The organism is Mesorhizobium erdmanii (genome assembly GCF_013170725.1).
GTDB lineage: Bacteria > Pseudomonadota > Alphaproteobacteria > Rhizobiales > Rhizobiaceae > Mesorhizobium > Mesorhizobium erdmanii.
The window spans coordinates 34,718-58,343 of the sequence record NZ_CP033361.1 but is presented as its reverse complement, the minus strand read 5'-3'; the positions used below and the strand labels follow the sequence as shown (position 1 = coordinate 58,343).

The window sequence follows — 23,626 nt, the reverse complement described above, 5'->3', positions numbered from 1 at the left end:
ATTGGCGGGGATCTTTGCCGGATGAACGCGTTCCTTCGCACAATTACCTTCGCCTTTGTCGCGACGGCTCTCGGCGTCCTTCTCGTCACCCCCGCCTCGGCCGCGAAGATCGACGACCAGTTCCGTGCCTGGCTGCAGAGCGATCTCTGGCCGCAAGCCAAGGCCAACGGTATCTCCAAGCAGACCTTTGACGCCGCCTTCGATGGTGTGAGACCCAATCTGAAGCTGCCCGACCTGGTCATGCCGGGCGAGAAGCCGAAGACACCGCAGAAGCAGCACCAGGCCGAGTTCGGTTCGCCCGGCGCCTATTTCGCCGAGAAGACAGTTCGTGCGGTGACGTCGGGCGGTCGCGCGCGCGAAGCCGCCAATGCCAGGACGCTGGCCGCGATCGAAAAGCGCTATGGGGTGCCCGGCGAAATCCTTCTGGCGATCTGGGGCCGTGAAACCGGTTTCGGCGCGGCGAAGATGCCCTACGATGCCTTCGAGGTGCTGGGCACCAAGGCGTTCATGTCGACGAAGAAGGATTTCTTCCGCACCGAACTTCTGGCCGCGCTGGAAATCGTCCAACGTGGGTTGGCGCCGGTCGGCGCGATGAAATCGTCATGGGCCGGTGCGCTCGGCCAGCCGCAATTCATGCCGACCTCTTTCCTGAAGCATGCGGTCGCCTTCGACGGTGGTGGGCGGCCCGACATCTGGAACTCGACACCCGACGTGCTCGCCTCGATCGCCAACTATCTCGTCCATTATGGCTGGGTGCGGGGGCGCGGCTGGGGGTTCGAGGTGACCGTGCCCGAGAGCGTCTCCTGCTCCTTGGAAGGCCCTGACCAAGGCAAGAAGATATCGCAATGGGCCGACATGGGCATCAAGCGTGCCGGCGGAAAGCCGTTTCCGGCGAGTGAGCTGAAGGCGGAAGGCTTCCTGCTGATGCCCGCAGGCCGCAGCGGGCCGGCGTTCATCGCCACGCCCAATTTCTACGTGCTGAAGGAATACAACACGAGCGACCTCTACGCGCTGTTCATCGGCCATGGCGCCGACCGCATCGCGCATGGCGATCAGAGCTTTTCCGGCAGTTGGGGCGCGGTCGGCGATCTCCACCGCTCCGACATCGCCGCGCTGCAGCGGGCGCTGGAAGCCAAGGGCTATGATGTCGGCAGTGCCGACGGCCTGCCCGGCTTCAAGACCCGCCGCTCGATCGGCAAGTGGCAGACGAAGAACGGCCAGGCCGCAACCTGTTTTCCAGACGCCGGCCTGGTTGCCGCCCTGAAATAGCGCGAGAATTAGCAGATTTTTCTCGACCGGCCGCCTCGATTGGCCGGTATATGCGTCGACGCGCCTGCCACCATTCTGCTCCAATGAGCCGTCGTGTAAATGCTCGTTGCCGGCCACGAGGTCGCCGGATATGGTGTTGACCAACTGGACAAAAACCGCAACGGTAAGAGGTCGTGGGGCCGTCTTCAGGCCTTGAAAGAATGCCGCAATCCTGAGCCGGGAACTCAGGTCAACAAACAACAAAACAGGGAACAATCACCATGATGATGGAAAAGCTTGCTCTACGATCCCGCATCCTGCTTGCGGGCGCCGCCATGTCGGCACTGCTTCTGGCTGGAGCGCCTGCCGGCGCCGTCACCCCCGCCGACACGCTGGTCGAGGGCTTCGCGATCGACGACATCATCTCCATGGATCCGGGCGAGGCGTTCGAACTGTCGACCGCCGAAGTCACCGGCAACACTTATGACCTGCTTGTCCGCCTCGACCTCAGCGACACCTCCAAGGTCAAGCCAGATCTCGCCGAAAGCTGGACCGTCTCGGACGATGGCCTGACCTACACCTTCAAGCTCAAGCCCGGCCTCAAATTCGCCTCGGGCAACCCGATCACCGCGGCCGATGTCGCCTATTCGTTTGAACGCGCCGTCAAGCTGGACAAGAGCCCGGCCTTCATCATCGACCAGTTCGGCATCAGCGGCGACAACGTCGCCGAGAAGGCCAAGGCAATCGATGACACCACCTTCCAGTTCGTCGTCGACAAGGCCTATGCGCCGAGCTTCGTGCTGAACTGCCTGTCGGCCACCGTCGCTTCGGTGGTCGATGCCAAGCTGGTCAAGGAGCATGTCGCGGCCGTCACGCCGAGCGCCGACTACAAATGGGATAACGACTTCGGCAATGCCTGGCTGAAGACCGGCTATGCTGGTTCCGGTGCCTACAAGCTGCGCGAATGGCGCGCCAACGAAGCCGTCGTCATGGAGCGCAACGACAATTACCACGGCGACAAGGCCAAGCTTGCCCGCGTCATCTATCGCAACATGAAGGAAAGCTCGGCCCAGCGCCTGGCGCTCGAAGCCGGCGACATCGACGTCGCCCGCAACCTCGAGCCGAACGACCTCGACGCCATCGCCAAGAACGCTGACCTCACCTCGACCAGCGCGCCGAAGGGCACGGTCTATTACATCAGCCTGAACCAGAAGAACCCGAACCTCGCCAAGCCTGAGGTTCGTCAGGCCTTCAAATATCTGGTTGATTATGACGCGCTGGGCTCCACCATCCTCAAGGGCATCGGCGAGATCCACCAGACCTTCCTGCCCAAGGGCGTGCTCGGCGAGCTGGATGAGAATCCGTTCAAGCTCGACGTCGCCAAGGCCAAGGAATTGCTGGCCAAGGCCGGCCTGCCCGATGGCTTCAGCGTCACCATGGACGTACGCACCGGCCAGCCGACCACCGGCATGGCGGAATCGATCCAGCAGACGCTTGGGCAAGCCGGCATCAAGCTCGAGATCATCCCCGGCGACGGCAAGCAGACGCTGACCAAGTATCGCGCCCGCAACCATGACATTTATATCGGCAATTGGGGCCAGGACTATTTCGATCCAAACTCCAACGCCCAGACTTTCGCCTCGAATCCCGACAATTCGGATGCCGGTAAATCCCATACGCTTGCCTGGCGCAACAGCTGGGACATTCCAGACCTGACCAAGGAGACGGAAGCTGCACTGCTGGAGAAGGACGCCGGCAAGCGCGCGGATATGTACAAGGATCTCGAGAAGAAGATTCTCGACACCAGTCCCTTCGTCATCATCCATCAGCAGTTGGAAGTCGCCGGCCTGCGCAAGAACCTCAAGGGCTTCGCGCTCGGTCCGAGCTTCGACACCAACTTCGTCGGGCCGGTCTCGAAAGAATAGCGCCCGCGGACACGCCGCATGAGCGCGGTTGAAAACGAAAGCGGGCGCGGCAGCGCCCGCGCAGTTGCCCTTGCATCATCGCTCGGCCGTTTCCTGGTCATCGCGATAACGACCTATCTTGGTCTGCTCGCGGTCACCTTCTTCATCGGCCGTGTCATCCCGATCGATCCGGTTCTCGCCGTTCTGGGCGACCGGGCGCCGGCCAATGTCGTCGAGCGCACGCGCCGCGAGATGGGCCTCGACCTGCCGCTGATCGAGCAGTTCTACATCTATGTGAAACACGCCCTGAGCGGTGATTTCGGCACTTCGGTGCTGACCACCAACCCGGTCATGACCGACATCCGCCGCGCGCTTCCCGCAACCACGGAACTGGCGACGCTGGGAACGCTGATCGGCGCGCTGTTCGGCGTGCCACTCGGCGTGCTAGCCGCCGTCAGGCGCGGCAGCATCATCGACCAGGTCGTGCGCGTCATTGGCCTGATCGGCTATTCCGTGCCGATCTTCTGGCTCGGCCTGCTGGGCTTGGTCCTGTTCTACGCCAAGCTGCAATGGGTGGCTTTCCCAGCCCGGCTCGACGTCGTCTACGAGTACACTTTCACGCCGATCACCGGGTTCTATCTTCTCGATTCGGCCATGCAGGGTCAGTGGGATGTCTTCTGGGACGCCTTCCGGCACATCATCCTGCCGGCCTCGCTGCTCGGCTATTTCTCGCTCGCCTATATCAGCCGCATGACGCGCTCGTTCATGCTCAACGAACTGGCGCAGGAATACATCGTCGCCGCGCGCGCCAAGGGCCTGTCGGAGACCCGCATCATCTGGGGCCACGCGTTGCGCAACGCTGCCGTGCCGATGGTCACGGTGATCGCGCTCTCCTATGCCGGGCTGCTCGAAGGCTCGGTGCTGACGGAGACCGTCTTCTCCTGGCCTGGTATCGGCCTCTACATTACCAACTCGTTGCAGAACGCCGACATGAACGCCGTGCTCGGCGGCACCATCGTCATCGGCTCGGTGTTCATCGGCATCAATCTTCTGTCCGACTTGCTCTACCGTGTGCTCGATCCGAGGACGAAATCCGCATGAGCGCCGAAGCGATCCAGAGCCGGCGCGACTGGCTGCTCAGCGAGCGGCCGGCCTCGCGCATGCAGGCCAGGCTCGGCCGCGCCTATGTCGCGTGGCGGCGCTTTTCCGCCAACAGGCTGGCCCTGGTCGGCCTGCTCATCATCATCGCGCTGCTGGTCATCGCCGCCCTTGCCGGCGTGCTGGCGCCGTATTCGCCGACCTTCGGCGACCTGAAGAACGCGCGGCTGCTGGCGCCGAGCGCCGAGCACTGGTTCGGCACCGACGACCTTGGCCGTGACATCTATTCGCGCATCCTCTACGGCTCACGCTGGACGCTCTATGTCGTCATCCTGGTCGCCATCATCGCGGCCCCGATCGGCCTGCTGGTCGGCACCGTTGCAGGTTACGCCGGCGGCTGGACCGATGCCATTCTGATGCGCATCACCGACATCTTCCTTGCCTTCCCCAAGCTGGTCCTGGCGCTGGCCTTCGTCGCGGCGCTCGGCCCCGGCATCGAAAACGCGGTGCTGGCGATAGCCATCACCTCCTGGCCGCCTTACGCTCGAATTGCTCGCGCCGAAACGCTGACGGTGCGCAATTCCGATTACATCAAGGCCGTGCAATTGATGGGCGCTTCCCCCGCCCGCATCGTGCTGCGCCACATCATGCCGCTCTGCATCTCCTCGCTGATTGTCCGCGTGACGCTCGACATGGCAGGCATCATCCTGACCGCCGCCGGCCTCGGTTTCCTCGGCCTCGGCGCACAGCCGCCGCTGCCCGAATGGGGCACCATGATCGCATCGGGCCGGCGCTTCATTCTCGACCAATGGTGGGTGGCCGGCGCCCCGGGCTTCGCCATTCTTATCGTCAGCCTCGGTTTCAACCTGCTCGGCGACGGCCTGCGTGACGCCCTCGATCCCCGCAGTGGTGACCAATGAGCGCGCTTCTCGACGTCGAGGATCTGCGCGTCACCTTCCCGACCCGCACGGGGCTGATCGAGGCGGTGCGCGGCGTCTCCTTCTCGCTTGGGCGAGAACGGCTCGGCATCGTCGGCGAGTCCGGCTCGGGCAAGTCGCAGACCGGCCGCGCCATCATGGGGCTGACGCCGCCGCAGGCCAGGATATCGGCCAGGAAACTGGCTTTCGATGGCATCGACCTGCTCAGCATCTCGCCGCGTGAACGCCGGGCGCTGCGGGGCAATCGCATCGCCATGATCCTGCAGGATCCGAAATACTCGCTCGACCCGGTGATGAGCATCGGCCGGCAGATTGTCGAAACGCTGCGCACGCATGAGAAGGTTTCCAAGGCCGAGGCGCGCGAGCGCGCTCTGGCCATGCTGGAAGCGGTGCAGATTCGTGATCCCAAACGCGTCTTCGACTTGCATCCGCATGAAGTCTCAGGCGGCATGGGCCAGCGCGCCATGATCGCCATGATGCTGATCGCCGGACCGGAGATGATGATCGCCGACGAGCCGACCTCGGCGCTCGACGTCACCGTGCAACTCGACGTGCTCGGCATTCTCGACCGGCTCGTCAGCGAGCGTGGCATGGGGCTGATCTTCATCTCGCACGATCTGCGCCTGGTCTCATCCTTCTGCGACCGCGTCATCGTCATGTATGCCGGCAAGGTGGTCGAGCAGCTCAAGGCCTCCGAACTCGGCCAGGCACAGCATCCCTATACGCGCGGCTTGCTCAACTGCATGCCCAGAATCGGCTTCGAGCGCCATCCGTTGCCGGTGCTCGACCGCAAGCCGGAGTGGGCGGCATGACTTCTGCGATCACCGTCGACGGGCTGGAAGTGATCTTTGACCGGTTTCGGGCGCTGAAAGGCGTCAGCCTCGAAGTCAGGTCAGGCGAATCCTTCGGCCTGGTCGGCGAATCCGGTTCTGGCAAATCGACGCTTCTCAGGGCGATCGCCGGCCTTGCGCCCATCGCCTCGGGCAGCATCACCGTCAATGGCAAGACGCTCGGCGCGCGCCGCGACAAGGCTTTCTACCGCGAAGTGCAGATGGTCTTCCAGGACCCGTATGGCTCGCTGCATCCGCGCCAGACTGTCGACCGCCTGCTGCAGGAGCCGCTCGCCATCCATGGCTTCGCCGATGGCGAAAAGCGCATCGAACGCGCGCTGGACGAGGTCGGCCTCGGCAATGGCTTCCGCTTCCGCTACGCACACCAATTGTCGGGAGGCCAGCGCCAGCGCGTGGCGATCGCGCGTGCGCTCATCCTCGAACCGTCGATCCTGCTGCTCGACGAGCCGACCTCGGCGCTCGATGCCTCGGTGCAGGCGGAAGTGCTCAACCTCCTGGAAGAGGTCCGCCGGCGGCGCAAGCTGACCTTCCTGATGGTCAGCCACGACCTCGCCATCGTCACCCATATGTGCGAGCGGCTGATGGTGATGCAGGGCGGCGAGGCGGTGGAAAATCTGACGGCGGCCCAACTTGTCGCGCACCGCGTGACAGAGGATTATACGCGCAATCTGCTCAGGGCGAGCGAAGGATTTGTGCGGGTGTAGAAGGCTGCCATCGTCGAGTTCCCTGGCGCCCCCCTCTGTCCCGCCAGCCTTTCCGATCTCAATAGGCTCAGGCTGTACTGGCTTCCGCCACCGCTTCGCTGTCTGCGGCCTCGCCATTCCCACCCGGCTCCTTGATCCTGAACCACGTGACATACAGCGCCGGCAGGAACAGCAGCGTGATCGCAGTGCCCGCGATGATACCGCCCATCATCGCATAGGCCATTGGACCCCAGAACACTTCGCGGGCGATCGGGATCAGTGCGAGGCTGGCGGCCGCCGCGGTCAGCGCGATCGGCCGCATGCGGTGCTCGGTCGCCTCGATGACTGCCGCCCAGCGGTCCTTGCCCTCCCGGACGAGATCCTCGATCTGCACGATCAGGATGACCGAGTTGCGGATCAGGATGCCGATCAGCGCCAGCACGCCGAGGATGGCGACGAAGCCCAGCGGCGCGCCGCTCGGCACCAGGGCCGCCACCACGCCGATCAGCCCGAGCGGCGCCACCGCCACGACCAGGAACAGGCGCTGGAAGCTCTGCAACTGGATCATCAGGATGGTCGCCATGACGAACAGCATCAACGGCACCACGGCGGCGATCGGCCCCTGGCTCTTGGCACTTTCCTCGACCGAGCCGGCGGTCTCGACCGAATAGCCCGGCGGCAGCTTGGCGATGAAGGCTTCGACCGATGGCTTCAGTTCGTTGACGACCGTGGCTGGCAGTACGTCGCCGACCAAGCCGGCGCGCACGGTGATCGTCGGAATGCGGTCACGCCGCCACACCGTCGGCTGCTCGAGCTCGTAGCGGAAGTTGGCCACGGCCGCGAGCGGGATCGCTTCGCCGGTGCTGGTCGGCAGCTGCATGTTCTGCAGCGTCCCGATCGAGCCGCGTTCGGCATCGCGTGAGCGCGCCACGACATCGATCAGATAGGTGGCGTCGCGCACCTGCGTGATCGTGGCGCCGCCGATCGTGCTGTTCAGCGCGCTGGCGATATCGGAGGAGGTGATGCCGAGTTGGCGCGCCTTGTCCTGCAGCACGTCGACCCTCAGAACGCGTTGCGGCTCGTTCCAGTCGAAGGTGGGTGCTGCCAACTTTGGGTTGGCCGAGATCACGCCGGCGAATTGCTGGGCCAACTCGCGTACCATCTGGATGTCGGGTCCGCCGACGCGGTACTGCACCGGGCGGCCGACCGGCGGCCCGAGTTCCAGCGGCTTGACGAAGGCGTCGGTGCCGACGAACTCCGCGCGCAGCAGCTTTTCCAAAGCCGGCTTCACCCGGTTGCGGGCCTCGATGCTCTTGGTGACGATGACCGTCTGGCCGAAATAGGGGTTGGCCGGCTGCACGTCATAGGCCAGCACGAAGCGCACCGCGCCCTGGCCGATATAGGACGAGAAATGGTCGATGTCGGGATTGCCGACCAGCGCCCGCTGCTCGAAGCGCTGCATCTGGTCGCGCGTGTCGGCGATCGAGGAATTCTGCGGCAGGTTCCAGTCGACAATCAGCTCCGGCCGGTCGGACGGCGGGAAGAACTGCTGCTGCACCAGGCCAAAGCCGGCGATCGAGCCGGCGAACAGCAGCACCGTGACGATGATGGTCAGCCAGTGATGGCGCACCGAGCCGACAAGCACGCGCCGGAACAGTGCGGTGAACCGTCCCGGCTGGTCGTGATGCTTGGCCTTCATCGTCGCCGGCAGGATGGTGACGCCGAGCAGCGGCGCGAACAGCACCGCCACGATCCATGACACCAGCAGCGACACGGCGATGACGACGAACAGGGTGAAGGTGTATTCGCCGGCCGCACTCGAATTGAGGCCGATCGGGATGAAGCCGGCGACGGTGACCAGCGTGCCGGTCAGCATCGGAAAGGCGGTCGATGTGTAGACATAGGTCGCTGCCTTGCGCAGATTGTCGCCGACCTCCAGCCGCGCCACCATCATCTCGACGGCGATCATGGCATCGTCGACCAGCAGCCCGAGCGCGATGATCAATGCGCCGAGCGAAATGCGCTGCAGCGAAATGCCGAGATATTCCATGACCGTGAAGGTGATGGCCAGCACCAGCGGGATCGACAGCGCCACGACGAAACCGGCGCGCATGCCAAGGCTGATGAACGACACCGCGAGCACGATGGCCACCGCCTCGAACAGCGCACGCGTGAAGCCCGAGACGGCCTCCTCGACGATGACCGGCTGGTCGGCGACCAGATGCACGCCGACGCCGACCGGCAGGTCGGCCAGCACCTTGTTCATCTCCACGTGCAGAGCCTTGCCGAATTCGAGCAGGTTGGCGTTGGGCTTCATGCCGATGGCGAGACCGATGGCGTCCTGGCCATTGAAGCGGAACAGCGCCGTCGGCGGATCGACATAGCCGCGCGTGATCGTCGCCACGTCGCTCAGCCGGAAGAAGCGATCGTTGACGCGCAGATTGATGGCGCGCAGGCTGTCCTCCGAGGTGAACTGGCCGCCGACGCGTACGCTGATGCGCTCCGGCCCGGACTGGATGACGCCGGACGGCGTGATCGCGTTCTGCGCCTGCAGGCTGGCCACGATCGCCTGCTGGTTGAGGCCAAGGGCGGCGATCTGGCGGGTCGAGAATTCGAGATAGATGGCTTCGTCCTGCGCGCCGACCAGATCGACCTTGCCGGCATTGGGCACAGTCAGGATCTTGGTGCGGACATCCTCGACATAATCGCGCAATTGGCGCGGCGTCAGCCCGTCTGATGTGAAAGCGTAGATGTTGCCGTAGACATCGCCGAAGCGGTCGTTGAAGAACGGTCCCTGAACGCCTTGCGGAAACTGCGCCTTGATGTCGTTGACCATGTTGCGCACCTGAATCCAGTTCGGCACGACATCGCGCGCCTTGGTGGTATCCTTCAGGTTGACGAAGATGACGGTCTGGCCGGCGGTGGTGACGGATTTGGTGTAGTCGAGACTGTCGAGCTCCTCGAGCTTCTTCTCGATGCGGTCGGTCACCTGCTGCACGGTCTCCTTGACCGACGCGCCCGGCCAGTTGGCCTGGATGATCATCGTCTTGATGGTGAAGTTGGGGTCTTCCTCACGGCCGAGATTGAGGTAGGAGAAGATGCCTGCCACCACGAAGACCAGCATGAAATACCAGACCATTGAGCGGTGGCTGAGCGCCCAGTCGGAGAGGTTGAAGCCCTTCATCAGACGCCGCCCTCCGGCACTTTGACCTTCTGGCCTTCGCTCAGGCTGTGGACGCCCGCCGTGACCACGCGCATGCCGGCTTCGAGCCCTTCGGCGACGGTGAAGGTGGCGGCATCCTTGGCGGCCACCTTTATCTCTTTCGCGCTCACGCTCGAGGTCCGCGGATCGACGATCCACACCTCATCGGCACCGTTCTTTTCGAGCAGCGCCGAGAGGGGCAGTTCGATCGTCGGCGCTACCTTGGTCATGCGGGTCGCCGTCACCGTCGAGCCGAGCCGGAAGGCCTGCGGCGGATCGGTAAGCGTCAGCTTGACGCGCCGGGTGCGTGTCGAGCCCTCGGCCTGTGGCGCGATCTCGCGCAGTTTGGCCTCGGTCTGGATGGTGGGCAGCGATTGCAGGATCACATGGAACTGTGTCCCGGCCGTGAGATCGCCGGTCAACTGATCGGGAATATCGACCACCGCCTCGCGCAGATCCGAGCGCGCCACGGTGACGACAGTCTGGCCGGCCGAGACGGTCTGGCCGACCTCGGCACCGACCGCGGTGACGACGCCGTCGAAATCCGAGAACAGCCTGGTATAGCCAAGCTGCTCCTGCGATTTGGCAAGCGACGCCCGGGCCCGCTCGACGTTGGCCTCGGCCGCCTTCCTTGCCTGCTGCGCGGCATCGAAGACGGCCTGCGAGGCGTTGGCCGAGGCGAGCAGCTGGCGCTGCCGCTCCTCGCTGGCGGCGGCGTTGGCGAACTGTGCCTCGGCATTGGAGAGTTCCGCCTTGGCCGCCTGAGCGGCCAGTTCCAGCGCGGTCGGGTCGAGCGCGGCAATCGTCGTGCCCTTGCTGACGATGTCGCCGACCTTGACGTCGCGTGAAACGACCCGGCCGAGCAGGCGGAAGGCGAGGTCGGCGCTGACCTGCGGCTCGACCGAGCCGGCAAAGCCATAGATCTGCGTGGTGCGCGGCTCGATGACCACCGACAGCACGGGCCGGATGATCTCCGGTGGCTTTTCCTCGGATTTCGAGCAAGCGGCGAGCGCGCCGAGTACGAACAGGCCAGGTATGAGGTACGGCAAGCGTCTCATTGGCCCGCTCCCGATATCTCGACCGTTTGCCCGGGACTGAGCAACTGTCCGCCTGCGGTCACCACGCTTTGGCCTTCGGTCAATCCGCTGGCGATGACGACCGTGCCCGAACTGAAGGCCAGGACCTCGACCGGCGCCGCCGCCACCGTCTTGGTCGAAGGGTCGACGATCCAGACCGCCGGTTTGCCGGCGCTGGACGTGAGCGCCTGCCAGGGCAGCAGGACCGCCTTCTCCGGCTTGGCGCTGACCGAGCCGATGACGGCTGCCCCCAGCGGCATGCCGGCGGGCGTGTCGGGAATGCCGATCTTGACCCGGATCGAACCGGAGGCCTGATCGACCGCCGGCGAGATTTCTCGCACCTTGCCTGTCGCCCGGACCTGCGGATCGGACAACAGCGTGATCGTCACCGCCGGCGAGGGCGGCGTCTTGGCGACCAGAGTCTCCTGCACGTTGAAGACGGCATCGCGGTCGCCGTCCTCGGCGACCGTGAATATGGTTTGCGCCGCTTGCACCACCTGGCCGGCTTCGACCTGGCGGGCGGTGATGACGCCGGCCGCGCCCGCCTTGAGCTCGGTGAAGGACAGGTTTTGCCGGGCGTTGGCGAATGCGCTCTGCGCGGCATCGACGCTGCCTTGCGCCACCTTCAGCGCCTGGTCGGCGGCATCATAGTCGCGCCTGGTGGTGAAGCCCTGGGCAAGCAGCGTCTTCTGTCGCTCGAAGGCAGCGGCGGACTGGGTCAGCTGCGCTTGTGCCGCGTCGAGATCGGCCTGTGCCGAGCGCAGGTCGGATTCCTGCTCTTGCGGATCGATGCGGGCAAGTACCGCGCCCTGGTCGACATGCTGGCCGATATCGACAAGCCGTTCGGCGACGCGGCCGCCGACCCGGAACGACAGATTGTTCAGCGTGCGCGCCGCGATCACCCCGGTCAGCGAGGTTCGCGGCGCATAGTCGGCCATAGCCACCGTTTCGGTGCGCACCATGACCGGCAGTTTCTTGTCCGCGGCCTCCTGCTTCTGGCAGCCGGCCAGCAGGATCGCGGCCATGAACGCTGACACTGCCGAGGCGATTGGAAAAGACAAAAGGCTGGAGGTTTTGACGGATGGCGGCGAGACGGACGATGTCGCGTTCCTGCTCATGGGCTCCCTCAGCCGCCGGTCGCCATACCTCGCGGATGCCAGGAGGATAATCAATCCCCGGAAAAAGAAAACCGGTCTCGTACGCGTATCGGATGATTGGTTAAGGGGGACCCCGATATTCAGGCCCAATCGCCAGCCGGTGGTGCCGACTTGAGGAAAACGTGAAATAAGGTCAGAAGACATCTGATCAACGAGAACGGGCGCCGGCCCGATGAGGGATATCATGAAGAATTCAGCCATTTCCGAACGCAAGAACCAGTCGATCTCGCGCGGCGTCGGCATGACCACGCAGATCTATGCCGACCGGGCTGAAAATTCGGAGATCTGGGATGTCGAGGGCCGCCGCTACATCGACTTCTCCTCGGGCATCGCCGTCGTCAACACCGGCCATCGCCATCCCAGGGTGATCGAGGCGGTCAAGGCGCAACTCGACCGCTTCACCCACACCTGCCACCAGGTTGTGCCCTATGAGAGCTATGTGCGGCTGGCCGAACGGCTGAACGCCATGCTGCCCGGCAAGTTCGAGAAGAAGACCATCTTCGTCACCACCGGCGCCGAGGCGGTCGAAAATGCCATCAAGATCGCGCGCAACGCAACCGGGCGCCAGGCCGTCATCGCCTTTGCCGGCGGCTTCCACGGCCGCACCTTCATGGGCATGGCGCTGACCGGCAAGGTCGTGCCCTACAAGGTCGGCTTCGGCGCCATGCCGGGCGACGTCTATCACGCGCCGTTCCCGGTGCCGCTGCACGGCGTGTCGGTTGCCGATTCGCTGGCCGCGCTCGACCGACTGTTCAAGGCCGATGTCGATCCGGCCCGCGTCGCCGCCATCATCGTCGAGCCGGTCCAGGGCGAGGGCGGTTTCTACGAGGCGCCGCGCGAATTCCTGACGGCGCTGCGCAAGCTCTGCGACCAGCACGGCATGCTTTTGATCGCCGACGAGGTGCAGACCGGCTTTGCCCGCACCGGCAAGATGTTCGCGATGGACCATCATGAAGTCGCCGCCGACATCACCACCATGGCCAAGAGCCTCGCCGGCGGCTTCCCGCTGTCGGCGGTGACCGGCCGTGCCGAAATCATGGATGCGCCCGGCCCTGGCGGCCTCGGTGGCACCTATGGCGGCAGCCCCATCGGCGTTGCCGCGGCACATGCCGTGCTCGACGTGATCGAGGACGAGAAGCTCTGCGACCGCGCCAACACGCTGGGCGCGCGGCTGAAGCAGCGCTTGCAGTCGATCCGCGACGACGTGCCCGAGATCGTCGACATAAGGGGCCTCGGTTTCATGAACGCCGTCGAGTTCAACGACGTCAAGAAGGGGCTGCCATCGGCCGAGATCGCCAATGCCATCCGGCTGAAGGCGCTCGACAAGGGGCTGATCCTTTTGACCTGCGGCGTCTACGGCAACGTTATCCGCTTCCTGGCACCGATCACCATTCAGGACGAAGTCATGAACGAAGCCCTCGACATCCTGGAAAGCTCGATCCGCGAAGTCTGCGCCGCCTGAGCAGTGCTTGCCTTCTCCCCGTCACTATACGGGGAGAAGGTGCCGGCAGGCGGATGAGGGGCAGCGCAGACGTCGAAATTGACGTTTGACCTAGGATGTCATCTACCCAACGGCCTTTGCAGGTTCACCCTGTTGAAACGCGGCCAGCGCCGCCTTCAACCCATCCGGTCCCGCCGCGACCATCTGCGGCGTCGGTGAGAAGCCGGCGCCGAGCATCTTGCGGCCGAGCATGTGGTCGCCGGGGCGGTTGACGGATTCGATACCGAGCAGCCGGTCGCCGGCATAGTGGTAGATCGAGAACTTGTTGTCGGGCAGGTCGCCAAGCACGACGTGGCTGTCGCCGCCGGCGGTCAGTCCGACCATCTGCAGCTTCATGTCGCCAATGTCCGACCAGAACCAGGGTACCGCCGAATAGGCGTCCGCGTGGCCTGATATCGTGCGGGCCGCGAGGCGCGCCTGGTCGGTGGCGTTCTGCACCGATTCCAGCCGCACGTCGCCGCCGGTGAACCAGTGCCGGTAGGAGGCGGCGTCGCCGATGGCCAGGATTTCCGGCACCGAGCTGCGCATCTGGTGGTCGACGCGGATGCCGTTGGCGATGGCAAGGCCGGCGTCCTGCGCCAGTTCGACATTCGGCACGGCACCGATGCCGACGATGACCATGCGCGCCGGCAGCCTTTCGCCTAACGAGGTGATCGCGGCCGTGACATGGTCGTTTTCGCCTTCGAGCCTTGCAATCGAGGTGCCGGTGAGGATGCGCACGCCTGCCGCTTCCAGCCTTTGCCGGACATGGCTTGCGACCACCGGGGCAACGGCGCGGCCGAGCAGTCGGTCGACCGCTTCCACCACCGTTACCGTGCGACCGGCCGCGCGCAGCGTCGCGGCGATTTCCAGCCCGATGAAGCCACCGCCGAGGATGACGACATCCTGGCTCCGCACGCTCAAATCCCGGATCAGCCGCGCATCGGCAAGCGAGCGCAGCGACAAGACGCCGGACAGGTCCGAGCCGGGCAGAGGCAGGACACGCGGGCGCGATCCGGTTGCCAGGATCAGATGATCGAAGGCGAGCGCACCGCCGCCCGATATTTCCAGGCGGCGTCCGCCGGCATCGATACGCTCGATCCGAACGCCCGCCCGGTAGTCGATGGCGCTGCCGGTATAAAAGGCCTCGCCACGCAAGGGCTGCGGTTTGGCCTCGGCATCCTTGATGAAGGTCTTCGACAGCGGCGGCTTGTGGTAGGGCAGCTCGTTCTCGTCACTGATCAGGATCACCGGTCCGTCATAGCCGTCCTCGCGCAGACTGGCGGCCGCCTGCACGCCCGCATGACCCGCACCGACAATGACCACGCCGTTCTTCATCGCATTCCAATCCCGGTTCGATTCTAGGACGCCTCACCACGTGGCAATTGTCTGACGCCGCCGCAAGACGGCGTTTGCGGGTCGCACCCGGAATGGCGGCTGTCAATCATACAGTTCCGAAGTCAGCTCGGTGCAGCAAGGGTGTAAAGTTGAGCATTCTAGTTTAGAATAATTCTAAACTATTGTTTCAATTGGTTTTTCCTGTCGATTTCCATTGACTTCCATCGGCGTCGAAGCTTTATGGAAGCCTGCGCATTGGCGCATCCCTTTGATGTCTGGGCCTTGAACCCGTTCGATTGGAGGCATTTTGGTGTCTTTCTTCCCTGAACCGCGCGACAGCGCGGCACGCCTTTTGGCAGGTGGCATGCACATGGCCTCGCGCCGGTCGCCGCGCGCGCCTTTTATGGAATTCCCAAAAAACTGGAGAGCGATAATGACAGCACGATATGGCGGCAGGCTCGCGGCAATTGGTGCCACGGCGCTGCTGACGGCGGCGGTGTTCGTGCTGCCTGCTAGGGCGGAAACCGATGCGAAAGCGGTTATCAAGACCTATGCCGATATCGGGCTCGCCAAATATGAGGATTCGCTGACCACGGCGCAGGCGCTCGACAAGGCAGTCGATGCGTTGCTTGCCAATCCGTCGGCGGAAACCCTCGGGGCTGCGCGCGACGCCTGGAAGGCATCGCGCGTGCCCTACCAGCAGACCGAGGTCTATCGCTTCGGCAACAAGATCGTCGATGATTGGGAAGGCAAGGTGAATTCCTGGCCGCTGGACGAAGGCCTGATCGACTATGTCGCCAAAAGCTATGGCACCGAGTCGGACGCGAATTCGCTCTATACGGCCAATGTGATCGCCAACAAGGAAATCGAGATCAACGGCAAGAAGGTCGACGCCTCGAAGCTTTCGCCGGAGTTCCTGTCCGGCACGCTGCAGGAGGCCGGCGGGATCGAGGCCAATGTCGCCACCGGCTATCACGCCATCGAATTCCTGCTCTGGGGCCAGGATCTGCACGGCACCGGCCCGGGCGCCGGCGAGCGCCCCTACACCGACTACGACCTCAAGAACTGCACCGGCGGCAATTGCGACCGCCGGGCCGAGTATCTGAAGTCGGCCAGCACGCTTCTGGTTTCGGACCTGCAGGAAATGGTCGGAAACTGGAAGGAAGACGGCGCGGCGCGCAAGAACCTGGTCGATGGCGAGCCGAACACGGCGATATCTGTCATCCTCACCGGCATGGGTTCGCTGTCCTATGGTGAACTGGCGGGCGAGCGCATGAAGCTCGGCCTGTTGCTGCACGATCCGGAAGAGGAGCAGGACTGCTTCTCCGACAACACCCACAATTCGCATCTCTATGACGCCATCGGCATTCGTGCCGCCTACCTTGCCAGTTACACACGCCTGGATGGCACGGTGGTTTCTGGACCTTCGGTGCATGACATGGTCAAGGCCGCTGATCCGGCGATCGACAAGGAACTGTCCGACAAACTCGATGTCACCGTCGCCAAGATGGAGGCGATCAAGGCAAGGGCCGAGGCCGGCGAGGCCTATGACCAGCAGATCGCCGAGGGTAACACCGAGGGCAATGCGACGGTGCAGGCAGCGATCGACGCGCTGATCGACCAGACCAAGTCGATCGAACGCGCCGTCGGCTCGCTGAAACTCAATGCCATCGCCTTCGAGGGTTCAGACAGCCTCGACGCACCCGACAAGGTTTTCAAGTAAGGCCTGGAGCACGATCCGGAGCCGCGCGATCGGCTTCGGAATAGGGTTCCGGCAGAAAATTAAGCCACACGGCGCGGGAGGCGCCGTCAGCCATCCGAGCACTGTAAATGCTGATCTGCCATTGCAACATCATCACGGAGAAGGAGATCGAGCAGACGATCATCGGGCTGCTGGACCAGGATCCCTGGCAACTGATCGTGCCGGCAAAAATCTACCACACGATGCAAAAGCGCGGTCGCTGTTGCGGCTGCTTCCCGAATGTGGTGGAAACGATCATTCGGGTCACCGAAAATTACCACGCCCGCTCGGAGGCGAGCGGCGTGGATATCGTTTCACACCTGGATCGCGTCAGAGGCCTGCGCGTCCAATACGGGAGCAGAATCCATGAAAGGCGAAAGTCAGATCATCGAGCGGCTTAACGAGGCGCTCTTTCTGGAACTCGGTGCCGTCAACCAATATTGGGTGCATTTCCGTCTGCTGGAGGACTGGGGATACACCAAGCTCGCAAAGAAGGAGCGGGCGGAATCGATCGAGGAAATGCATCATGCCGACAGGCTCATCGCCCGTATCATCTTCCTTGAAGGCCATCCGAACCTGCAGTCCGTGGCGCCGCTGCGCATCGGGCAGAACGTCAAGGAAGTGCTCGAATCCGACCTGGCCGGCGAATATGACGCGCGCACTGCCTACAAGCGTTCGCGCGAGATCTGCCACGAAGTGGGCGACTACGTGACGATGAAGCTGTTCGAGGATCTGCTGGCTGACGAGGAAGGTCACATCGACTTCCTCGAGACGCAGCTCGACCTGCTCGCCTCGATCGGCGAGGAGAAGTACGGCCAGCTCAACGCCGACCCGGCCAACGAGGCGGAGTAAAGGCATGCGGGAATGCGGCGCCTCTTAGAATTCTCGCGCCGCTTGCGGCGGGCCGCCGGCTCGCCGCCTCTCCTGAAAAGACCAGCCGTACCGGCTCGTCGGCGTTGTGCCGTTGTCGTACTGGCGCTGACATCGTCCGCGATTGCCGGCGACCTTCAGCCGCCGGGGCTCGCCACCGAGCGCAGCGATCTCAATGCCAAGGATCAGGCGCGTGTCACCGCCGTCACCAGGCCAACCACGGATTTCTCGAAACCCGAGCCGTTCGAGTTGATGCAAGGTGGCGCCGGCACGTCGGAGAAAGACGTCGACCGCGATGCCTTCTCGCAATCCTCGGCCAACCTCACCTTCGAGGAAGAGGGCACCTTCAAGCTCGGCAACGCTTTGTTTCGCAAGAACTGGGTGTCGTCGCCATCCTCGACACAGGCGTCGGACGGGCTTGGTCCGCTGTTCAACGAACGCGCCTGCCAGAACTGTCATCTGAAGGACGGCCGCGGCCGTCCGCCGCAAGGCGATGCCGGAACCACCTCGATGTTCCTGCGGCTCGCGCGCGAGGCGAGCAGTGCTGAAGAGAAGGCAGCCATCGCCGGCCATCAACTGCTCAATTTCCCCGATCCCGTCTATGGAGCGCAGTTGCAGGAGCTGGCGGTGCCCGGACTGCGCGGCGAAGGCCGCATGCATGTCGATTATCAGGAACGTAAGGTGGAACTGACGGATGGCGCCGTGGTTTTCCTGCGCAAGCCCAGCTACTCCGTCACCGAGTTCGGCTACGGGCCACTCGATCCGCGCACGACGCTGTCGCCGCGCCTGACACCGCCAATGATCGGCCTTGGCCTGATCGAGCAGATCGCTCCAGCTGACATTCTCGCTCACGCTGACCCGGACGATCTTGATGGTGACGGGATTTCCGGCAAACCGAACATCGTGCGCGACAGCCATAGCGGGGGGTTGACGCTTGGCCGTTTCGGCTGGAAGGCGCAGACCGCGTCGATCCGCCAGCAGGCGGCGGATGCTTTTGCCGGCGACATCGGCATCTCGACACCGGAAGAGCCGAAACATTGGGGCGATTGCACCGCCGCCGAAGCAAAATGCCTTGCAATGCCGAACGGCGTGCAGGCGCGCCTGGGTCAGGTCGAGGCGCCGTCACCCGTGATGGATCTCGTCACCTTCTATTCGCAGAACCTTGCCGTGCCGGCGCGCCGCGATCTCGCTGCGCCTGATGTGCTGGCCGGCAAGAAGGTCTTCTATGAGATCGGCTGCGCTTCCTGCCACACGCCGAAATTCGTTACTCGTCGCGATGCGCCCAACAAGGCGCAGGCCTTCCAGCTGATCTGGCCCTATTCCGATTTCCTGCTGCACGACATGGGGCCGGACCTTGCCGACGGCCAGCCGGTGGGCGATGCGACGGGCAGCGAGTGGCGCACCCCGCCGCTGTGGGGGATCGGCATGACCCAGACCGTCAACGGCAATTCCTTCTTTCTGCACGATGGCCGCGCGCGCAGCCTGACCGAGGCGATCCTGTGGCATGGTGGCGAGGCGCAGAGCGTGCGCGACCGCTTTGCCGCCGCCAATGCGGGCGAGCGTGATGCGCTGGTCAAATTCCTGGAGTCACTGTGATGCTGAAGCGCTCTGCCCTGCTTTTCGTCCTGCCGCTGGCCTTGCTGGGTGTTTCCCCGGCATCGGCGGCGGTGAAGGCCTCCGACATAATCCAGAGGGCGATCGACGGCTTTGTCCGGCCAGCCTATGCCGACCTGCACGAGCATGCACAAGTTCTGGCGAAAGCGGTGCACAAGCTCTGCGAAGCGCCCTCCCGAGGCGAACTCGAAACCGCACGGGCTGAATTCTCCGCCACCGTCCATGCCTGGTCGTCAGCCGAGATCATCGGCTTCGGGCCGATCAAGGAGAACAACCGGCTGGAGCGCATGCTCTACTGGCCGGATCGCAAGGGCCTCGGCCTGAAGCAGGTGCAGGCGGCGCTGGCGGACAAAGACCCGAGCGCCACCGATCCAGCACAACTGGCAGGCAAGAGTATTGCCATGCAAGGGCTCGGCGCGCTGGAATTCGTGCTATACGGCGACGGCGCCGATGCGCTGACTGGCAAGGATAATCCCTATCGCTGCGCCTACGGCGCCGCGGTCGCCGGCAATATCGAAGCCATGGCCGGCGAGGTCAGCGCAGCCTGGAACAAGCCGGATGGCTTTGCCGCGCTCTGGGCCAATCCGGGGCCACAGAACGCGCTCTACCGCGACGGCAATGAAGCAGTGACCGAACTGGCCGGTGTTTTCATCAACGAACTGGAAATGGTGAGGGATGTCCGCCTGAAAGGCTTCCTTGGCGGCAAGCCCGGTGCGGACAAGCCGAAGCAGGCGATCTACTGGCGGTCGCAAAACACCGCCAATTCGCTGGCCGGAAATCTCGCCGGCATCGATACGCTGTTCCAGGCCTCGAAGCTTGGCGATGCATTGCCTGAAGATGAGCGCTGGATGGCAGAGTCGATCCATATCCAGCTGGCCAACGGTGTCGCTACCGCGAACTCCATTCAGGGTCCGATCGACAAGACGCTTGCCGACCCGGCTCTGCGCGAAAAACTCGAGCATCTCGCTCTGATCACCTCCAGCCTGTCGACCCTTATCGGCACCAGGCTGACCGCCGAATTCGGCCTCACCGCCGGATTTTCATCGCTGGACGGGGATTGAGCCTTGAAAACCTCGCTCATCGATCGCCGGGACTTCCTCAGAGCCGCGGGCATCGGCTTTGCCGCCGCGATGGCGCCGCCGGCATGGGCGGCAACGCTTGCTGCTGACGCTGTCTTCGCCACCGCTTTCGTCAAGCGCGACGGCAGTTTTGGCGCCGCCGTCCTGTCCGAGGCCGGCAAGGTGTTGCATGCGATCGATCTGCCCGACCGCGGCCATGACGTCACCTTCGATACCATATCGAAGCGTTCGGTGGTCTTCGCCCGCCAGCCCGGCACATTTGCCGTGGTGTTCGATCATTCGGGCCGTGACGCGCCGCAGACCATCGCCAGCATCACCGGCCGGCATTTCTTCGGCCATGGCGTGTTCTCGCCCGACGGCGCCCTGCTCTATGCCACCGAGAACGACTTCGACAATGCGGCCGGCGTCGTCGGAGTCTACGATGCGCGGGCGAAATTCAATCGCATCGGCGAGTTCCCGACCTACGGCATGGGGCCGCACGAGCTTCTGCTGCTGGGCGACGGCAGGACGATCGCGGTCGCCAATGGCGGCATCGAGACCCATCCCGACTACGGTCGCGCCGAGCTCAACATCGCCACCATGAAGCCGTCCTACGTGTTGATCGACCGCGTCTCCGGCGACCTCATCGAAAAGCACGAATTGCCGGCCGCGCTGCACCAGCTGTCTATCCGCCACATGGACATCGACCCATCCGGCACCGTCTGGTTCGGCTGCCAGTACCGGGGGGCGGGCACTGACCGGCCGCTGCTGGTCGGCCGCGCCGCCCGTGGCAAGGAGTTGGCTTTGCTCGACATGCCGCAGGACATATTATCCGGCTTCCGCAACTATATCGGTTCGGTCGCCGCCAATCCTTTGGCCGGCACCGTCGCCGTCTCGTCACCGGAAGGCAATTCGCTTGTCGTGATCGATGCCGCCAGCGGCCAGGTCGTATCGTCGAGCGCGCTGATCGAGGTTTGCGGCCTTGCGCCGGACGGGTCGGGCTTCATGGCAACCACGGGAGCCGGCGAGATCGTTGAGGGCAGCGGCGCGACACGGCTGGAACCGGACTATGTCTGGGACAACCACATGCTGCGCATCGAACAGGTCTGACAGCGCGCCGGCTGAACCGAAGCCGCTTAACAAATTATGCTTGCGGTGGCGCGCCTTGGCGGGCACAGGGAGTTGTTTCTCGGAACCGGTCGTTTCATGAAAGTGCTTGCCATCGACTGTGCCGCCAGCCTCTGCGCCGCCTGCGTCTACGACGCGGCGGCCGGGCGGGAGCTTGGCCGCTCGGTGCTCGATCTCGGCAAGGGCCATGCAGAGCACCTGATGGCCGTCATCGCCGAGGCGCTGACAGGCGGCGCGACCGACTACGCCGAACTTGGCGCCATTGCCGTTTCTGTCGGTCCTGGTTCCTTCACCGGTTTGCGCGTCGGCGTGTCCACGGCGCGTGGTCTAGCGCTGGCGTTGAACATTCCGGCGATCGGCGTCACGACGCTCGAAGCGTTGGCCGCTGAGGCCGCGGCGGCTTTTCCCGGCCGCGCCGTGCTCGCGGCGCTCGATGCCGGTCGCGAGGAGATCCACGCCGCGCTGTACAACAAAGCGTTAGGCTTGACTTACGGACCGGCGGTGACCGCATTGCCGGAAGCTACCGCCCTGGCGATGGCAAGCGCCGCGGTGGTTGCCGGTACCGCGGCGGTGCAGATCGCGGCAACGTCGGGCCTTGCTTGCGATATCGGGCCTCGGACGGCCACCGCCGACATTCTCACCTACGCCCGCTTGGCTGCGGCCAGGGGTGAGGGCGAGAGGCCAAAACCGCTTTATCTGCGCGGCGCCGACGCCAAGCCGCAGGCGGGGTTCATTTTATCAAGGCAACAAAATTAATGCGCATACCTTTTCTCCAGCCACGCCGCCGGGACTATGCGCTCGAGCCGCTCAGGATCACCGACAGCCCCGCGGTCTCCGTGCTGCACCGCGAGGACTTTGTCCGTCCATGGACCGATGGCGAGTTCGCCGCCTTGCTCGAGCAGGACACCGTGTTCGGCTACGCCGCGCGCGAGACCGGGCAGGGCGCCAAGCCGCCGGTCGGCTTCGTGCTGGCCCGGCTGGCAGCCGGCGAGGGTGAGATCCTGACCGTCGCGGTGGCCCGCTCGCATCGCCGACAGGGGCTCGGCTGGCAGCTGATGGATGCGGTGCTGCGCGAACTGCATGCGCAGCGGGCCGAAGCGCTGTTCCTCGAGGTCGACGAGACCAATGTCGCCGCGATCGCCCTCTACCGTCGGCTAGGCTTCCGCGAAGTCGGCAAGCGCCCGGATTACTACAAGTCGCCCGACCGCGGGCCGACCGGTGCGCTTGTCATGCGCCGCGATCTTCGCTAGCCAGGGGCCGGGACAAGGCCGGTGAGTATGATAGGAAAAATCAGGATTTTCCTGGCCCTGGGCCTTGTCGTCGCCGGTTCGCTGGTCCTTGTGCCCTTGCAGATCCTGTCGATGAAGACCGGCTGGTGGCCGGAAACCGTCATCCTCAAGATCTGGCACAGGCTGATCCTCAGGGCGCTCGGCATGCGCGTCCATGTCAAGGGTGCGCTGTCGGACAAGCGGCCCTTGCTGGTTGCCGCGAACCACATCTCCTGGACCGACATCATGGTTCTTGGCTCCTTTGCCGATGTGAAATTCATCGCCAGGGCCGATATGGAAGGCTGGCCGCTGATCGGCATGCTGTCGAAACTGCAGCGTACCGTCTTCATCGAACGCGAACGCAAGCGCTCGTCCGGCGATCAGGCCAGCGAGATCGCCAGCCGCATGGCAAAAGGCGATGCCATGGTGCTGTTCGCCGAGGGTTCGACCGGTGACGGCAATGCCGTCCTGCCGTTCAAGAGCACGCTGTTCGGTGCCGCTTCGATGGCGATTTCGGAGGGGGCAGCCGAGCAGGTGTTCATCCAGCCGGTGGCGATCGCCTACACGCGCCTGCACGGCGTGCCGCTCGGCCGCCGCCACCGGCCGATCTCGGCCTGGATCGGCGACGAGGATTTGATGCCGCATCTGAAAGTGCTGATGGCGGAGGGCGCGCTCGACGTCGAGGTGCATTTCGGCGAGCCGATCGCCTTTGCCAAAGGCTCGAACCGCAAGGAGACAGCCCGGCTGATGGAAGGCCAAGTGCGCGAAATGATGCGGACTGCACTCGCCGATCCGCGCCCGAGCCGCTAGCGCAGGCCACGTGCCTGCGAGTGCATGTCGAGAATCGTCTGTTTTTTGTCACGGAAAGGCGTTAGAAGCCGGCCGATGGACTTGAACACGATTGAAAGCGACGACATCGGCACAGTGGTCGAGCATCCGGCTGCGCGCGCCACGGCAGCGAAAAAGGTCTTC

Annotated in this window: 21 protein-coding genes; 17 read left to right on the top strand and 4 right to left on the bottom strand. The window is 64.1% G+C overall.

Annotation, left to right across the window (positions count from 1 at the left end):
* Positions 1-21 precede the first annotated feature (21 nt).
* The 6 genes from EB233_RS00270 (at position 22) to EB233_RS00245 (ending at position 6,743) form a co-directional block, all read left to right on the top strand.
* Positions 22-1,269, top strand: a complete 1,248-nt coding sequence (locus tag EB233_RS00270) for a lytic murein transglycosylase (RefSeq protein WP_064990536.1) — start codon at positions 22-24, stop codon at positions 1,267-1,269.
* A 260-nt stretch (positions 1,270-1,529) separates the two neighbouring features.
* The gene (locus tag EB233_RS00265) at positions 1,530-3,173 is read left to right on the top strand and encodes an ABC transporter substrate-binding protein (protein ID WP_064990537.1); all 1,644 of its coding nucleotides are present in this window, start codon (positions 1,530-1,532) and stop codon (positions 3,171-3,173) included.
* Positions 3,174-3,191: 18 nt separating this feature from the next.
* Positions 3,192-4,253 carry an ABC transporter permease gene (locus tag EB233_RS00260; RefSeq protein WP_064990538.1) on the top strand — a complete coding sequence of 354 codons (1,062 nt, stop codon included), beginning with the start codon at positions 3,192-3,194 and terminating at the stop codon, positions 4,251-4,253.
* The gene (nikC, locus tag EB233_RS00255) at positions 4,250-5,170 is read left to right on the top strand and encodes a nickel transporter permease (RefSeq protein ID WP_064990539.1); all 921 of its coding nucleotides are present in this window, start codon (positions 4,250-4,252) and stop codon (positions 5,168-5,170) included. The genes EB233_RS00260 and nikC overlap by 4 nt, the downstream gene beginning before the upstream one ends.
* Positions 5,167-6,000: an ABC transporter ATP-binding protein gene (locus EB233_RS00250; RefSeq protein ID WP_064990540.1), complete on the top strand. Its 834-nt coding sequence runs from the start codon at positions 5,167-5,169 to the stop codon at positions 5,998-6,000. The genes nikC and EB233_RS00250 overlap by 4 nt, the downstream gene beginning before the upstream one ends.
* Entirely contained in the window at positions 5,997-6,743 is a 747-nt protein-coding gene (locus EB233_RS00245; RefSeq protein ID WP_064990734.1) for an ABC transporter ATP-binding protein, read from the top strand. Before EB233_RS00250 ends, EB233_RS00245 begins: the two co-directional genes overlap by 4 nt.
* Before the next feature lie 67 nt (positions 6,744-6,810).
* Here the strand turns inward: EB233_RS00245 and EB233_RS00240 are convergent, their stop codons facing one another.
* From EB233_RS00240 to EB233_RS00230, 3 genes are read right to left on the bottom strand one after another with little or no spacing between them, the layout of a single operon-like run.
* The gene (locus tag EB233_RS00240; protein ID WP_081294166.1) at positions 6,811-9,906 is read right to left on the bottom strand and encodes an efflux RND transporter permease subunit; all 3,096 of its coding nucleotides are present in this window, start codon (positions 9,904-9,906) and stop codon (positions 6,811-6,813) included.
* The gene (locus tag EB233_RS00235) at positions 9,906-10,982 is read right to left on the bottom strand and encodes an efflux RND transporter periplasmic adaptor subunit (RefSeq protein WP_064990541.1); all 1,077 of its coding nucleotides are present in this window, start codon (positions 10,980-10,982) and stop codon (positions 9,906-9,908) included. The genes EB233_RS00240 and EB233_RS00235 overlap by 1 nt, the downstream gene beginning before the upstream one ends.
* Positions 10,979-12,025 carry an efflux RND transporter periplasmic adaptor subunit gene (locus EB233_RS00230; protein WP_244277713.1) on the bottom strand — a complete coding sequence of 349 codons (1,047 nt, stop codon included), beginning with the start codon at positions 12,023-12,025 and terminating at the stop codon, positions 10,979-10,981. Before EB233_RS00230 ends, EB233_RS00235 begins: the two co-directional genes overlap by 4 nt.
* Here EB233_RS00230 and EB233_RS00225 point away from each other — a divergent pair.
* Positions 12,024-12,272: a hypothetical protein gene (locus EB233_RS00225; protein WP_171892190.1), complete on the top strand. Its 249-nt coding sequence runs from the start codon at positions 12,024-12,026 to the stop codon at positions 12,270-12,272. The genes EB233_RS00230 and EB233_RS00225 overlap by 2 nt on opposite strands.
* Positions 12,273-12,341: 69 nt before the next feature.
* Positions 12,342-13,619 (top strand): 4-aminobutyrate--2-oxoglutarate transaminase, encoded by a 1,278-nt coding sequence (locus EB233_RS00220; protein ID WP_064990736.1) that lies wholly within the window; start codon positions 12,342-12,344, stop codon positions 13,617-13,619.
* 102 nt (positions 13,620-13,721) lie between these two features.
* Here the strand turns inward: EB233_RS00220 and EB233_RS00215 are convergent, their stop codons facing one another.
* Positions 13,722-14,975: an NAD(P)/FAD-dependent oxidoreductase gene (locus EB233_RS00215; protein ID WP_064990543.1), complete on the bottom strand. Its 1,254-nt coding sequence runs from the start codon at positions 14,973-14,975 to the stop codon at positions 13,722-13,724.
* A gap of 433 nt (positions 14,976-15,408) precedes the next feature.
* On the opposite strand from EB233_RS00215, the gene EB233_RS00210 reads away from it, so the two are divergent.
* From EB233_RS00210 to olsA, 9 genes are all read left to right on the top strand, one after another.
* Positions 15,409-16,698, top strand: a complete 1,290-nt coding sequence (locus EB233_RS00210) for an imelysin family protein (protein WP_064990544.1) — start codon at positions 15,409-15,411, stop codon at positions 16,696-16,698.
* Positions 16,699-16,805: 107 nt separating this feature from the next.
* Positions 16,806-17,117: a hypothetical protein gene (locus EB233_RS00205; RefSeq protein ID WP_027054541.1), complete on the top strand. Its 312-nt coding sequence runs from the start codon at positions 16,806-16,808 to the stop codon at positions 17,115-17,117.
* On the top strand, positions 17,083-17,568 hold the full coding sequence (bfr, locus tag EB233_RS00200) for a bacterioferritin (protein WP_027054540.1): 486 nt from the start codon (positions 17,083-17,085) through the stop codon (positions 17,566-17,568). The genes EB233_RS00205 and bfr overlap by 35 nt, the downstream gene beginning before the upstream one ends.
* A 12-nt stretch (positions 17,569-17,580) precedes the next feature.
* Positions 17,581-19,182 carry a di-heme oxidoreductase family protein gene (locus tag EB233_RS00195; RefSeq protein ID WP_064990545.1) on the top strand — a complete coding sequence of 534 codons (1,602 nt, stop codon included), beginning with the start codon at positions 17,581-17,583 and terminating at the stop codon, positions 19,180-19,182.
* A complete protein-coding gene (locus EB233_RS00190; RefSeq protein ID WP_064990546.1) occupies positions 19,182-20,261 on the top strand; it encodes an imelysin family protein in 1,080 nt (359 codons plus the stop codon). Before EB233_RS00195 ends, EB233_RS00190 begins: the two co-directional genes overlap by 1 nt.
* A 3-nt stretch (positions 20,262-20,264) precedes the next feature.
* A complete protein-coding gene (locus EB233_RS00185; protein ID WP_064990547.1) occupies positions 20,265-21,368 on the top strand; it encodes a DUF1513 domain-containing protein in 1,104 nt (367 codons plus the stop codon).
* Positions 21,369-21,464: 96 nt separating this feature from the next.
* On the top strand, positions 21,465-22,142 hold the full coding sequence (tsaB, locus tag EB233_RS00180) for a tRNA (adenosine(37)-N6)-threonylcarbamoyltransferase complex dimerization subunit type 1 TsaB (RefSeq protein ID WP_064990737.1): 678 nt from the start codon (positions 21,465-21,467) through the stop codon (positions 22,140-22,142).
* On the top strand, positions 22,142-22,636 hold the full coding sequence (gene rimI, locus EB233_RS00175; RefSeq protein WP_010913305.1) for a ribosomal protein S18-alanine N-acetyltransferase: 495 nt from the start codon (positions 22,142-22,144) through the stop codon (positions 22,634-22,636). The genes tsaB and rimI overlap by 1 nt, the downstream gene beginning before the upstream one ends.
* 27 nt (positions 22,637-22,663) lie before the next feature.
* Entirely contained in the window at positions 22,664-23,464 is an 801-nt protein-coding gene (olsA, locus tag EB233_RS00170) for a lyso-ornithine lipid O-acyltransferase (RefSeq protein ID WP_027054535.1), read from the top strand.
* The last annotated feature ends 162 nt before the right edge of the window (positions 23,465-23,626 follow it).